12 protein-coding genes are annotated in these 14,258 nt (G+C 44.2%); 4 read left to right on the top strand and 8 right to left on the bottom strand.

Features of this window, described 5'->3' with window-relative positions:
• Positions 1-222: 222 nt before the first annotated feature.
• From MHN02_RS19230 to glyQ, 3 genes are all read right to left on the bottom strand, one after another.
• On the bottom strand, positions 223-666 hold the full coding sequence (locus MHN02_RS19230) for a hypothetical protein (protein WP_041449894.1): 444 nt from the start codon (positions 664-666) through the stop codon (positions 223-225).
• A gap of 84 nt (positions 667-750) precedes the next feature.
• The gene (gene glyS, locus MHN02_RS19225; protein ID WP_239247733.1) at positions 751-2,829 is read right to left on the bottom strand and encodes a glycine--tRNA ligase subunit beta; all 2,079 of its coding nucleotides are present in this window, start codon (positions 2,827-2,829) and stop codon (positions 751-753) included.
• Between the two features lie 2 nt (positions 2,830-2,831).
• Positions 2,832-3,737 carry a glycine--tRNA ligase subunit alpha gene (gene glyQ, locus MHN02_RS19220; RefSeq protein WP_014947716.1) on the bottom strand — a complete coding sequence of 302 codons (906 nt, stop codon included), beginning with the start codon at positions 3,735-3,737 and terminating at the stop codon, positions 2,832-2,834.
• A 146-nt stretch (positions 3,738-3,883) separates the two neighbouring features.
• Between glyQ and MHN02_RS19215 the strand changes: the two genes are divergently transcribed.
• Entirely contained in the window at positions 3,884-4,492 is a 609-nt protein-coding gene (locus MHN02_RS19215) for a DNA-3-methyladenine glycosylase I (RefSeq protein WP_014977854.1), read from the top strand.
• A 112-nt stretch (positions 4,493-4,604) separates the two neighbouring features.
• On the opposite strand, the gene MHN02_RS19210 is transcribed toward MHN02_RS19215, so the two are convergent.
• The 4 genes from MHN02_RS19210 to MHN02_RS19195 form a co-directional block, all read right to left on the bottom strand.
• Positions 4,605-5,066, bottom strand: coding sequence for a DUF2489 domain-containing protein (locus tag MHN02_RS19210; protein ID WP_014977855.1), 462 nt, complete (start codon positions 5,064-5,066; stop codon positions 4,605-4,607).
• 19 nt (positions 5,067-5,085) lie between these two features.
• Positions 5,086-5,589, bottom strand: a complete 504-nt coding sequence (gene yihI / locus MHN02_RS19205) for a Der GTPase-activating protein YihI (protein ID WP_014947719.1) — start codon at positions 5,587-5,589, stop codon at positions 5,086-5,088.
• Between the two features lie 127 nt (positions 5,590-5,716).
• Entirely contained in the window at positions 5,717-6,418 is a 702-nt protein-coding gene (locus tag MHN02_RS19200; RefSeq protein ID WP_014977856.1) for a class I SAM-dependent methyltransferase, read from the bottom strand.
• 300 nt (positions 6,419-6,718) lie between these two features.
• Positions 6,719-7,342 (bottom strand): c-type cytochrome, encoded by a 624-nt coding sequence (locus MHN02_RS19195; protein WP_014947721.1) that lies wholly within the window; start codon positions 7,340-7,342, stop codon positions 6,719-6,721.
• A gap of 174 nt (positions 7,343-7,516) precedes the next feature.
• Here MHN02_RS19195 and yihA point away from each other — a divergent pair, with 174 nt between their 5' ends.
• On the top strand, positions 7,517-8,152 hold the full coding sequence (yihA, locus tag MHN02_RS19190) for a ribosome biogenesis GTP-binding protein YihA/YsxC (protein WP_014977857.1): 636 nt from the start codon (positions 7,517-7,519) through the stop codon (positions 8,150-8,152).
• Positions 8,153-8,568: 416 nt separating this feature from the next.
• Here yihA and polA read toward each other — a convergent pair whose 3' ends face one another.
• Complete coding sequence (gene polA, locus MHN02_RS19185; protein ID WP_014977858.1) at positions 8,569-11,361, bottom strand: DNA polymerase I; 2,793 nt, start codon at positions 11,359-11,361, stop codon at positions 8,569-8,571.
• A 421-nt stretch (positions 11,362-11,782) separates the two neighbouring features.
• On the opposite strand from polA, the gene elbB reads away from it, so the two are divergent.
• Positions 11,783-12,436, top strand: coding sequence for an isoprenoid biosynthesis glyoxalase ElbB (elbB, locus tag MHN02_RS19180; RefSeq protein WP_014977859.1), 654 nt, complete (start codon positions 11,783-11,785; stop codon positions 12,434-12,436).
• Positions 12,437-12,702: 266 nt separating this feature from the next.
• Positions 12,703-14,154, top strand: coding sequence for a TrkH family potassium uptake protein (locus MHN02_RS19175; protein WP_239247731.1), 1,452 nt, complete (start codon positions 12,703-12,705; stop codon positions 14,152-14,154).
• Positions 14,155-14,258: the final 104 nt, after the last annotated feature.

Raw genomic sequence — 14,258 nt, 5'->3', positions numbered from 1 at the left:
AATTACGCTAAATAACTATGTACATGAGCCGTATACGAGGCCCGTATGTACGGTTCTGTGAGAGGGATGAGGCGGTGACGCCTCACCCTACTCGATGTGCTTGAGCTCAGGTGAATTACTCATATAAAACAGAGAACTTTTTATTGGCATTGAATGTGATGCAAGAGTCTTTCCAATGAAAAAGGGTTAGTGAATGCCGCTACTACTACACGGCACTCAAGTCTACATTTTAGAAACGACCAAGGCGACTTCCCCTGCACTTGCTGCTGTTGCAGTAAAGCGATAGGTGCCAGTTGAGGAAGGGGTAAATTGCAAGTTCTCTGAGCCCTGTTCACAGACTAAATAAACAGTGGAGCCTAACATTACAGGCTGCCCTTTATATTTGCCGCCACAGCTTTGTGAGGGCGTCCATTTTGCATCTGACAACCTAAAATCATAAGGTTGTCCGTCGGCTATGAGTTCAACGTCCACTGTCCAGCCTGAATTTGATCGTTTGAACTTGTAACTTGGGTCAGCTTCCCACCAATTAAATACACCTCTAAGAAACATGTTTTCGAATTGAATACGAGGCACGTCCGGTGCTATTTCTGGAATTTTAAAACTTCCACTGCTTGAGCATGCTGAAAGTGCTATGCACATAGAAGCAATAGTTAGTAACTTTTTCACAGCGTCTCCATTTATAAAAAAGCCCAACGTTAAGGCTGGGCTCTTTGTTTTTCGCGGCATAAAACCGCGTTAACTCTTACTAGCCTACGACTTCGCGAGAATAGATATATCTGCGGTAGTAAGGAAAAGTTGCCTTAAAAGCGACAGTAAAGCAAGTCGATTATTCTTAACCGCTTCGTCATCAGCCATAACCATTACGTAATCGAAGAAGTTATCGATTACATTACGTAAGGTTGCAAGCGCAGTAAGAATACGCGTGTAGTCCTGAGAAGGAACAGCAATATCAACTTCTTTCTGTGCGGCTTTCAGCTCAACGTAAAGCGCTTTTTCAGCTTCTTCGGCTAACAGTGACTCATCAATATTCACTGTGTCTGTTACTTCAACGTTCTGCTTAGCAAGGATGTTTGCAACACGCTTGTTAGCGGCAGCTAGCGCTTCGGCTTCTTCCAATGCTCTGAACTTATCTACCGCATGAACTCGGGCTAAGTAGTCAGCTGGCTTAGTAGGGCGACGAGCAGCAACGGCCTGAATAACGTCAATGGCGATAGCTTGATCTTGTAGAAGCGCAGTAAATCGACCCAACACAAAATCAACAACCTGAGATTGTGTTTCAGCATTTGTTAACTTATCGCCATACACATCGATAGCTTTGCTTACTAGCGTTTCAAGATCTAGCGGCAGTGACAGCTCAGTGACAATACGTAGTACACCGATAGCTGCACGACGAAGCGCAAATGGGTCTTTATCACCCTTAGGTAACTGGCCAATACCAAAAATACCCACAAGAGTATCTAGTTTGTCAGCAAGCGCGACCGACGCGCTAACGCCTGAACTAGGAAGTGCGTCACCAGCAAAACGCGGCATGTATTGTTCATACAGTGCTTCTGCAACAGGCGCATCTTCACCGTCGTTCAGCGCATAGTATTTACCCATAACACCCTGAACGTCTGGGAACTCCATAACCATGTTCGACATCAAGTCGGTTTTAGCTAGAAGACCTGCTCGTGCAGCTTGTGTTTCATTCGCATCTATTTGCGACGCGATAAACGCCGATAGGGCAGATATACGCTCAGACTTTTCTTTTAGCGTACCAAGCTGTTTTTGGAACAACACGGTTTCTAAGCTTTCAAGGCGACTTTCTAATGTCGTCTTTTTATCGCTGTTAAAGAAGAACTCAGCGTCTGCAAGACGAGGGCGGATAACCTTTTCATTGCCAGAAATAACTTGAGACGCATCGCGACTTTCGATATTCGTTACGAATAAGAAAGTGTTTGAAAGTGCACCATCGCTATCTAGCAGCGGCACATATTTTTGGTCGTCTTTCATGGTATAGATAAGCGCTTCTTTCGGTACTGCTAAGAAAGCCTCATCAAACCCAGCTTGAAGTACAACCGGCCACTCTACAAGTGACGCGATTTCTTCTAGTAAGTCTTCATTATAGTCTGGCTTAAGCGACAAACTTTGCGCTGCGTCTTCAAGCTGCTGACGCACTTTATCTTTACGCGCCTCAAAATCTGCCAGTACATATTGTTGCTCTAGGGCAGAGGCGTAATTGTCAGCATGATCAAGTTCAAAGCGACCTTCGCCATGGAATCGGTGACCCTGAACAACGCGGCCGCTCGTTAAGCCCAATACAGAAACGTTAACCACTTCGCTTCCGTAAAGCACGCAAAGGGTGTGAACCGGGCGTATAAACTGAGTATTGTAATTACCCCAACGCATTGGCTTTGGAATAGGTAGCTTGCCTACCGCTTGGTTTATCAGCCCTTCTAGAAGCTCTGCAACTAATTGCCCTGGAACGTGGGCTTTATGAAGCAACCACTCTCCTTTGTCAGTTACAAGGCGTTCTGCGTCAGCAACGTCAATGCCGTTACCGCGAGCCCAACCTTGTGCTGCTTTAGTGGGGTTACCGTCGGCGTCAAACGCGGCTGATACTGCTGGGCCGCGTTTCTCTACTACTTTGTCAGCCTGACCTTCAGCAAGACCTGAAACATAAACGGCTAAGCGGCGAGGGGCTGCAAACCAGCTGACTGAATCAAAGCTTAAGTCAGCTTGCGTAAGCGCAGCTTCAAACTGCGTGGCGAAGGCTTCACCTAAAGACTTAAGCGCTTTTGGTGGGAGTTCTTCAGTACCTAATTCAACTAAACAATTTTCTGTACGCACGCTTATGCCTCCTTGTTACATAGTGGGAAGCCAAGTGCTTCACGTGCTTGGTAATAGCTTTCTGCACACGCTTTGGCTAGCGTTCGAACGCGAAGAATATAGCGCTGGCGTTCAGTCACTGAGATAGCATGACGAGCATCAAGCAAGTTAAATGCGTGTGACGCCTTCATAACCTGCTCATAGGCAGGAAGTGGAAGGTTGTTTTCGATAAGCTTTTTGCTTTCTGCTTCACATTCGTCGAAGGTTCTAAATAAGGCTTCGACGTTGGCGTGTTCGAAGTTATACGTCGATTGTTCAACTTCATTTTGATGGAACACATCGCCATAGGTCACTTTGCCCATAGGGCCGTCAGTCCAAACCAGGTCGTAGATACTATCTACACCTTGAACGTACATGGCGAGTCGCTCTAAGCCGTAGGTAATTTCGCCGGTAACAGGCTTACATTCAAGGCCGCCAACCTGCTGGAAGTAGGTAAACTGTGTTACTTCCATACCGTTTAGCCACACTTCCCAACCTAGACCCCATGCACCAAGCGTGGGTGATTCCCAGTTGTCTTCTACGAAGCGAATGTCATGAACCAGCGGATCGAAACCTAACTCTTTCAAAGAGCCCAAGTACAACTCCTGAATATTGTCAGGTGAAGGCTTAAGCATTACTTGGAACTGATAGTAATGTTGTAAGCGGTTTGGGTTCTCACCGTAACGACCATCGGTTGGTCTACGGCACGGTTGAACATAGGCGCTACTCATTGGCTCTGGACCTAAAGAACGTAGGAACGTCATAGGGTGAAAAGTACCTGCACCCACTTCCATATCCAGAGGCTGAATAATAACGCAGCCCTGACGCGCCCAATAATCTTGAAGCGCAAGGATCAACCCTTGAAAGGTCTTAATATCGTATTTCTGCATACATCCGCTGCTTATTAGTTATCTGACTTAAAATAAAGGTGGGATAGTATACAATTTGTGAGGCATAGTATGTAGGTGTAAAGGGTGAAAAAACGTCACGAATAAAGCCAATATGCCACTTCACAACAAGGATTTAATCTTAAGCCATGCCCAATCAAACAAAAATAGAAAAAAATACGCCTTTGCATCGCTGTGGTTGGGTAAGCAACGACCCTATTTATTTAGCGTATCATGATAACGAATGGGGTGTACCCGAGCTAGATAGTCGCGCATTGTTTGCTAAGTTATGCCTCGATGGACAACAGGCTGGTTTATCTTGGCTGACCATTTTGAAAAAACAGCAGAATTTTGAACAGGCATTCTATCAGTTCGACCCTGAGAAAATTTCGAAGATGGGCCCCGCTGATGTCGACAGACTTATGCAAGACAGCGGCATAATCAGAAACAAGCTCAAAATAGAGTCGGTTATCAAAAATGCCAAGGGTTTTTTAGCTATCGAAGCGTCGCAGCCATTCAGTGATTTTATTTGGCAATTTACAGATGGACGTACGGTCATTAATGCGTGGGAAGACTTCAGGCAAGCACCCACATCAACTGATGCGTCTAAAGCAATGTCAAAAGCACTTAAAAAGCACGGATTTAATTTTGTAGGTGAAACGATTTGCTATGCTTTTATGCAAGCTGTGGGTATGGTCAATGACCACGAAGTAGGGTGTCATTGCTACGAACGTACCTGCGAGCTCGCGATAAAGTGACATAGGCAAAGGTAACCGGGTTAAAAAAATGGCCGACTACATACTGTACTCGGCCATTTTCGATATTGATTGCATTAGTTTTTATCTTTTAAATCAGCGTCGCGCTTACTCGTTATTTAGTGGCTATAAGTGTCTCACAATAAGCCTTCAGCGGTGGTAATTCGTCCAGCACCTTAGATTCGTATTCCGATTCAATCTGCTCGCGAGCAATATCTTGCTTTCTTCGCTCATTCTTAGGTAGCTGTTGCCTTGCTTCTAAAATCGCAAAACCGCTTACCTCTGTGAATAGTGCATGAATGTTGGGATACTGCGCTTTAAAATTAGGCGGAGTACTTATTGGAAGCGCGTTAAGCAGGTTCACGATGCGAATTACACCTTCTGACAAATCACATTGCTGCTGCTCCATTGCCTTAGCTATTACTATAATACTGTCGGTTATAGTGGCTACGCGCGACTGCCTTGCCGCTTCTTGTCGCTCTTTTTGTTGTTTTAACATAAACAACAGTTTGCCTGCGTAAAAACCTAGCGCAAGAATAATTAGTAGCGCAATGCCTGAAAGTACTGCCCAAAGCATGACTCTTTCCCGTTTTTTATTAGTGCTTAAAGTCGTCGATATTAATAGCGTCTAAATCATTAAACGGATCCATATCGTCGTCTTCATCATCCTCTTCTACTATTCCTAGTAGGTCACAAAGAATGCGGTGGCGTGCCATCTTCTCGTCGACATAAGCTTGTTGCTCACGGGTGAGCGGTTTATCGTCGTCAAGTTTGTCGAGTAAATCTGACAAGCGTTGATCTGCTTCAAGTGCTGCCAGTTCTTGGGCTGGTGTGGCGTACTTTTTCTTTTGAGCAGGAGTGGGCGTCACTGCTTTTACAAGCTGAATAGGCTTTTTACTGCCGTGGCGCGGATCTTTATTCTCAGCACTCTTTTTGCCCGTCACTTTTTTCTGTTCAACATTGTGGCGATTACCAGCGGGCTTACCTTTATGCTTTTTAGGGCGAGGCGAGTCTGATTTACGGTTTTCGCTTGGTTTAAAGTCAGGATCTTTACGTACGCCGATTAGGCCGACTTTACGTGATTTCTTTGAACGTGCCATAATTTCCAAATAACAAAGAGAGTGAAAAAACAGCGCTATTATAGCGCGAATTAGTGTCTACGTATTGATCTTTGGGTATGCAGTTCAAAATCAATACGGTGAACATAAAGTATTACGGGAATTTGCTTCAGCGCTTTCTCAATAGAACGACATCGCTGGCAGGAAAAGTGACATCATAGCCATCACGTTGTGCCAAATATTGAAAGGTTGCTTCGCTGAAAAAGCTAACGTGGGTGACGTCGTTTTTATAGTGCCAATTTGCAAACCTGGCTTTATCAAGTACGCGCTTGGTCATGATGGCAAGAACGCCGCCAGAGGCTACAAGTTTATTAAATAGCGCCCATTCCACATGAGGGGCGTGAAAGTGTTCTATAGCCTCTGTACATGTCACTACGTCATAGCTTTGCTCAAGTACCGATAAGTTGTGTGCATAGAAGGGATCGTACATATTCATCCTAACGCCTTTTTCTTCCAGCATACTTGCTAAAACAGGCGCAGGGCCACAGCCAAAGTCTAGTCCTCGGAGTTCACCAAATTTCATGTCTTTTATAAAAGGTGTAAGTGGCGTTAAAACCTTTCCTAAAAACTTTCGATACCCTTCGTCTTCAAAGCTATTCTCGTGAAGGTCATATTCCTGCTTTTCTACTTCTTTAGATGGTAAGAATTCAGGAGAAACATAAACGAGTTTGCATTGATTACATTGAAGGTAATCGCGCTTTTTATCTGAGTGATAGTGAGATGGCGCGTTAGCGCTTTTGCATAAAGGACAGTACATAGGAAAGTGAACAATAATAAGGGGCTTAAAAAAGAAAAAGGTGATGGTTCTCACCATCACCTTACATTGTATGAGTGTCAGATGACACCTCTCCCGTTATACACTTCTATGTGTATTTTGCTTCCCTAGCCGTGCTCCCCTTATTTTTATTGTTAGCAGAGCTGTATTGTTGTTTTTGGCCCTCGTGGCTCTTTATCCCGTCTTCCATGCTGCATTTTTATTATTATTCTTGTTATTTAGCTTGTAGCTTTTCAAAGGCACCTACAAACTACGCCGTTAGATTACACGAATAATTTCAAAATACAACTTTTTCGGTAACAAATTTTTAACAACAATGTGCAGAAACGGTAATGCTTAGTGTAAGCCCGCGATATAGTTAGATAAAATCTCAATATCTTCGTCGGTTAATTTCATCGCAATATCACGCATCATGCCATTCATGTCATTATGACGTTGGCCTGAACGGAATGCTTTCAATTGAGCTGCAGTGTAAGTTGCATGTTGACCGCTGATATCAGGGAAACCTGCTAAGCCCATGCCGTTGCCCTTAGGACCGTGACACGCGATACATGCAGTTACGCCTCGAGACTCGTCGCCACCTTGGTACAATGCACGGCCAGCTTCAACGTATTGCTCTGGTGTTTCACCCGCCTTTGGCTCTTGGCTTGAGAAATAAGCGGCTAGGTCTTTCATGTCTTGCTCTGAAAGTGGGGCAGCCATGCCGTTCATCACAGCATTGTTACGACCTTCCTCGCCACCTGTTTGAGAGGCAAGTTTAAATTCAGTTAATTGCTTAACAATGTACTTCTCATGCTGGCCAGCAATCTTTGGGTTCATGTCAATCATGCTGTTGCCATCAGGGCCATGACAGGCTGCACATACTGCAGATTTCGCTTTACCTGCCTCGGCGTCGCCTTCTGCCATAGCAGTTGCGCTTAAACCTAAAGACATACATACCAACAAACACAGTTTTTTCATAATAAATCTCTTAAATGGATCCAACGGCTCGCGTGATATACGTGATATCATGCGTATTTTACACATTTAACGCGTCAGAAAAACCTATTCCATGATAAAACTATGGTTTTTAGTTGGTTTATTCATTAAAAAACTGTAAACCGAAGGTTGAGACGCATGTGGAGGTAAGTCTAGATGTCGTATTACACCAAAGCAAAATTCTTTACGAGCGCACCTGATATTCGTCACTTAAAGGATGATACCGGAATTGAAGTAGCGTTTGCGGGCCGCTCTAATGCGGGTAAATCGAGTGCACTTAACACGTTAACTCGTCAGAAGAACTTGGCAAGAACCAGTAAAACACCGGGTCGCACCCAATTGATCAACGTCTTTGAATTAGAAGAAGACTTACGCTTGGTTGATTTGCCAGGATATGGCTTTGCAAAAGTGCCAGTAGCCATGAAAAAGAAGTGGCAGGCGTCACTTGGTGAATATCTTCAAAAGCGCAAGTCCCTTAAAGGATTAGTCGTTTTAATGGATATTCGTCACCCCTTCAAAGATTTAGACCAAGATCTTATTCATTGGGCTGTAGCGTCAAATATTCCTGTACTGGCATTACTTACTAAGGCCGACAAACTTAAAAGCGGTAAGCGAAAGGCACAGCTGCTAATGGCGCGTGAAGCTGCGATGGCATTTATGGGCGATGTTACCGTGCAAACCTTCTCGTCATTAAATAAGCACGGGTTACCCGAATTAGAGCGTATTTTGGATACGTGGTTTGGCTTAGATAAACAAGACGAAACAGAAGAGTCTGATAGCGAAGTACAGTAGCGCAATTTACCCTTACCGTTTGTGCTGATCTGACGTGCCCGATGGATAGGTATGATGGGGTGTTAGAAAAAAGAACGCCCCGCATAGAGCGAGGCGTAAACTGAGAGAAAACACATAAAAACCGTAGATATAGAGTCGTGATAAATAGAGAAGTTCAGAAAAATTAAAATAAAATTCGCTTTGATTTCTAAGTTATTGATATCTTTATATTATTTATTTTCCGCAGATATAAAAAAACCCCGACAAAACTGTCGGGGTTAAAGCAAAGGTTTGAAAACAGCTTTCTCACCTCTGTACCCTACATGTGTAATATTACAACAAAGCACAGAAAAGGCAAGGGTGTTATGTAATTAAATTACCAAATTTAATGAATATAACGCGCCTTTTAATGTGAAAACTGTAATCTAATTACCAAACTAGTGCGCTTCATCCCAGTTTTCGCCCACACCTGCCTCAACAACCAGCGGAACATTTAGCGTAGCTGCGCTTTCCATAAGAGCAGTAATAGTAGAGACATAGGTTTCCACTTTGTCTTCTTTTATCTCAAAAACCAATTCATCGTGCACCTGCATCATCATTGTCACATCATCAGATGCATTTTTCCTAATCCAGTCATCAACTTTGATCATTGCCATCTTAATAATGTCTGCCGCTGTGCCTTGCATAGGCGCGTTTATCGCTGCGCGCTCTGCGCCTTTTCTACGTGCACCATTACTGGCTTTAATATCAGGCAAATAAAGTCTGCGACCAAATACGGTTTCTACATAACCTTTTTCTTTCGCGCTCTCACGTGTTGAATCCATGTACTCAAGCACGCCTGGGTAGCGCTCGAAGTAAAGATCCATATATTTTTGTGCTTCATTACGTGGAATATTAAGTTGCTTCGACAACCCAAAGGCACTCATACCGTAAATTAAGCCAAAGTTAATCGCTTTTGCACTGCGACGCTGTTCAGTGGTTACTTCATCAAGTGGCACACCAAAAACTTCCGCTGCGGTTGCTTTATGAATATCTTTACCATGCGCAAAGGCATCTAACAGACCTTTATCGCCAGAAAGGTGCGCCATAATGCGCAGCTCAATTTGTGAGTAGTCGGCTGCGACGAACTTATTTCCTTCTCTTGGTACAAATGCCTGACGTACGCGGCGACCTTCCTCATTTCGGATAGGGATGTTCTGTAAGTTAGGATCGGTGGAAGAGAGTCGTCCCGTGGCGGTTACTGCTTGGTGATAAGAAGTATGCACTCGACCCGTACGATGATTGATCATCTTAGGAAGTTTATCCGTGTAGGTATTCTTTAGCTTGGTTAGGCCACGGTATTCCATGATCTTCTTCGGCAACGGGTACTCAAGCGCAAGTTCTTGCAATACGTCCTCAGAAGTAGACGGCGCTCCTTTAGGCGTTTTCTTTATGATCGGTAACGACATTTTTTCGAACAAGACATGTTGAAGCTGCTTAGTAGAACCTAAGTTGAATGGCTCGCCAGCTTCCTCATGTACTTCACTTTCAAGTTCGGCAATCCGTGTGGCAAGATCTTGGCTTTGCTGACGCAGTCTTTGGCTGTCTATCAATACACCTTCCTGTTCCATACGAGAAAGTACGCAGGCTAGGGGAACCTCAACATCAATCAATAGATTTTTAAGCTCAGGAATTTCTTTCAACTTAGTCCAAATAGCGTTGTGTAAGCGAAGCGTAATGTCAGCATCTTCTGCGGCATAAGGCCCAGCTTCTTCAAGGCTAATTTGATTAAACGTTAGCTGTTTTGCGCCTTTACCCGCAATCTCTTCAAAGTGAATAGTTTTATGACCAAGGTAGGCTAGGGCAAGTGAGTCCATATCATGGCGCTGCGCAGTACTGTTTAGTACATAGCTCTCAAGCATGGTGTCAAAGCCAATGCCGTTTAAGGTAATGTCATAGTTCGCTAACACATTTTTGTCGTATTTTATGTGTTGGCCTACTTTGATCACGGTGTCCGATTCTAAAATAGGCTTTAGTGCGTCTAATACAAATTCCCGTGATAGCTGGGCGGGTGCATCTGGATAATCGTGAGCAACAGGCACATAAGCAGCTTCACCTTCCTCTATACAAAATGAAACACCAACTAACTCCGCATCCATGTAGTTAAGGCTGGTTGTCTCGGTATCAAAAGCGATGAGTTCGGCTTTTTCTAGCTTCGCTACCCAAGCGTTAAAACGCGCCTCATCAAGCACGGTCTCATACTTCGACTTATCTATCTCTACCGATTCACTTTGTTCGCTCTCTTCTGCGCTATCGCTCTTTTCCTCGTTGGCGTTTGCGTCGGCACTAGAGGTATCTCCGCCGGCTACAAGCGCGCTTACTTCCGCGTGCCAGCGTTTGAACTCGTATTCGGCAAACAGATCGCGAAGTTGTTCGTTATCGGCCTGACACGGCATTAACGTCTCAACGTCGTAGTCAAGGTCAAGATCGATACTGATAGTAGCTAGGGTATAAGAAAGCCGAGCTTGCTCTTCGTATTCCTGCATTTTAGCCGCCATCGACTTACTGCCTCTAAACGACAGATCTGCAATTTTATCCAGGTTCTTATATATGTCGTCGATACCGCCAATACCGTTTAACAAGGCTTGAGCACTTTTATCACCTACACCAGGTACACCTGGGATGTTATCGACTTTATCGCCCTTAAGCGCAAGGAAGTCGATCACAAGCTCCGGTGGAATACCAAACTTCGTATTTACACCTTCGACATCCATCAGTTGGTTTGTCATGGTGTTGATTAAGGTGACATGTTCATTTACTAGCTGCGCCATGTCTTTATCGCCGGTGCTGATAAGGGTATCAATACCTTTTTCTGTGGCGTGTTTGGCTAACGTGCCAATCACGTCATCAGCTTCTACACCCGATTCAACAATAACAGGTAAACCCATTGCCTTAATGATGGCGTGCAACGGTTCGATTTGGCTTCTTAGCTCATCCGGCATCGGAGGACGGTTCGCTTTGTACTCTTTATAGATGTCATCGCGAAAGGTCTTGCCTTTAGCATCAAAAATCACCGCCATATGCGTCGGGTTGTATTGTTTGATCAAGCTTTTAAGCATGTTCACAACACCATAAATAGCACCGGTGTCTTGGCCTTTTGAGTTGGTTAATGGTGGTAAACCGTGAAAGGCACGAAAAAGATATGACGATCCATCGACAAGAATAAATGGAGGCTTTTTAGAATCAGGCATAGATGGCGATTTTCCAATAGAGAATATGAGCGCAAGGATGCCACAGGCTAGGGCAGATCGCCATATCATGAAGGAACATTAAGGTCGATAGCGGATCGCATTTCGCCTGTGGATAACTTTGTGATCTAAAATTTTGGGCACAATGATCCGGATGATCTTTGTCAAGTTAAAGATCACCTTTCAAATCAAGAAAAATAAGGGAATGAGACTTAGGTGTGAAAACAGCGTACCTGCTACTTACCATTCCATTTTATGTGGATAACTTGGTGTACGTTTATTTTTGGTTTAACCAAGTTGGTCAAGTAATGTAGCATAACCATTAACAATGTATACACGTATTATTAAGAACTTTTTTTGAACAGTTGTGTGTTTAATAGCCAAATTTTGAATAAGTAGATGGCATAGCGTCTAGGAGGACAATATGAAACAAGTAGCCGTTATTTTAAGTGGTAGTGGTGTGTTTGACGGGGCTGAGTTACACGAAGCGGTATTGACACTTTTAGCCATTGAGCAAGAAGGCGCGTCTTACCAGTGTTTTGCTCCAGATGTAAACCAACTGCATGTAGTCAATCACTTAACCGGTGAGGTATCAGAAGGTGAAGCACGAAATGTGTTAGTAGAATCGGCCCGTATTGCCCGAGGTGATATAAAACCTGTGACTGAGTGCGACGTAACTGCTTTTGACACACTTATTCTACCTGGTGGCTTTGGCGCTGCGAAGAACCTGTGCACGTTTGCTGTAGACGGTGAAAATTGTACCTTTAACGAAGAGGTGCTGACAGTGTGCAAAGCCTTCGCACAAGCTAAAAAGCCCGCAGCGTACGCGTGTATTGCACCTGCGCTAGCAGCAAAAGTGTATGGCAACAAAACTAAACTGACCATTGGCAGTGACGAAGCCACGGCTGGTGGGTTGAATGCCTTAGGAGCAACGCATGTAGAGTGCCCAGTTGATGAGGTGGTTGTTGATAATGACGCAAAGCTTGTTACTACACCTGCGTATATGCTGGCGCAAAGCATTAGTGAAGCCAATGCGAGTATTACTAAGATGGTCAAAACCGTGCTTGCTATGAAATAGAAAACTAAAAAAATAGAAGTGGTTGGTTTTTTCCTAGTGAAAAGATCAGGTGCCTTTATGTGTAATTAGCCTAATGTAGTGGGGAGACAAAGGTTTCCCCCTGTTCATTATAGTCCTATAATCAAAACCCTATGCGTAACGTATAGGATTTCATCTACCTTGTTTCACGTAGATAGATTCGCTTTTTGAAACCATATCAAAAAGCACATTGTAACTAGGGCTCAGTAGTCCTTATGCGCACTATAAAAATAAAGGCATAACAAACAATGCACTACCGTGCCATCATACGAATACTTGGGTTATTAATTGCGCTTTTTAGCGTAACCATGATCCCTCCCGCTATCGTGTCGTTGATTTATCAAGATGGCAGTGGCCTGCCTTTTATCCTCGCATTTATATTTTGTGTCATCGGCGGTATGGCATTGTGGTACCCCAACCGTCAGCAGAAAAATGACTTAAGAGCACGAGAAGGGTTTCTGATTGTTGCGCTGTTTTGGTCAGTACTAGCAAGCGTGGGGGCAATTCCACTTATCTTGCTAGAGCAACCAAGCATGACGGTAACCGATGCTTTCTTTGAGTCATTTTCTGGCCTGACTACAACTGGAGCTACGGTTATCGAGGGGATAGATTTTCTTCCTCATTCAGTACAGTTTTACCGTCAACAACTTCAGTGGTTAGGCGGCATGGGTATCATCGTACTCGCAGTTGCCATTTTACCTATCCTTGGAGTCGGTGGCATGCAGCTTTATCGGGCAGAAACTCCTGGCCCAGTTAAAGATAATAAAATGACTCCGCGTATTGCCGATACGGCAAAGCATTTGTGGTACATCTACCTATCTATAACCATTGCATGTGCCGGTGCATACTGGCTTGCGGGAATGAATGTTTTTGATGCGATTTGCCATTCTTTCTCAACGGTTGCTATTGGTGGTTTTTCGAACCACGACGCCAGCTTAGGCTATTTTAATAGTCCTATGGTAAACGTGGTGTGTTCCGTGTTTTTGCTTATTGCTGCGTTAAACTTCTCATTACACTATGCGGCGGTGAGCTCTCGTTCGGTTAAAGGCTATTTTAACGATCCAGAGTTTAAGGCGTTCTTTATCATTCAAGCCTCACTCATCGGGATTTGTTTCCTAGTACTTACGCTATCAGGCTACTATAGCTCGGCAGAGCAGGCTTTAGACCAAGCTATGATCCAAGCGGTATCTATTAGTACCACTGCAGGGTTTGCAACCACTGATTTTTCAGTCTGGCCGGCATTCCTCCCTATTATGCTTATTTTTTCAAGCTTTATCGGCGGGTGCGCAAGTTCTACAGGTGGGGGCCTAAAAGTAGTACGCGTGTGCTTACTGTTTCTACAAGGCAAGCGTGAGGTTGATAGGCTAATTCACCCGAAAGCGGTATACAGCGTTAAGTTTGGCGACCGTGCCATGCCTGACAGAGTAGTAGAGGCCGTATGGGGGTTCTTTTCAGCTTATGCAGTGGTGTTTGTTATCATTATGATAGGCTTGATTGCCACGGGTTTAGATAACCTAAGCGCCTTTACCGCTACTGCGGCCATGCTGAATAACTTAGGTCCGGGGTTGGGCAGCGTAGCGGCCAACTATGCTGATGTTACTGACGCAGGCAAGTGGATACTGGTGATTGCCATGGTGTTTGGTCGACTAGAGGTCTTCTCATTGCTGGTTTTGTTCTCACCTACCTTCTGGCGCAGTTAACAAATAAACCGATAATTTTGATACGAGCTAAAAATAAAGGGCGATAAATATCGCCCTTTATTTTTATGTCTTCAACTTTTAATCTCGCGGCACCTATAACGCTT

Origin of the sequence: Alteromonas sp. CNT1-28 (genome assembly GCF_022348345.1) — a bacterium.
GTDB lineage: Bacteria > Pseudomonadota > Gammaproteobacteria > Enterobacterales > Alteromonadaceae > Alteromonas > Alteromonas macleodii.
This window is presented reverse-complemented; position numbering and strand designations above follow the sequence as displayed.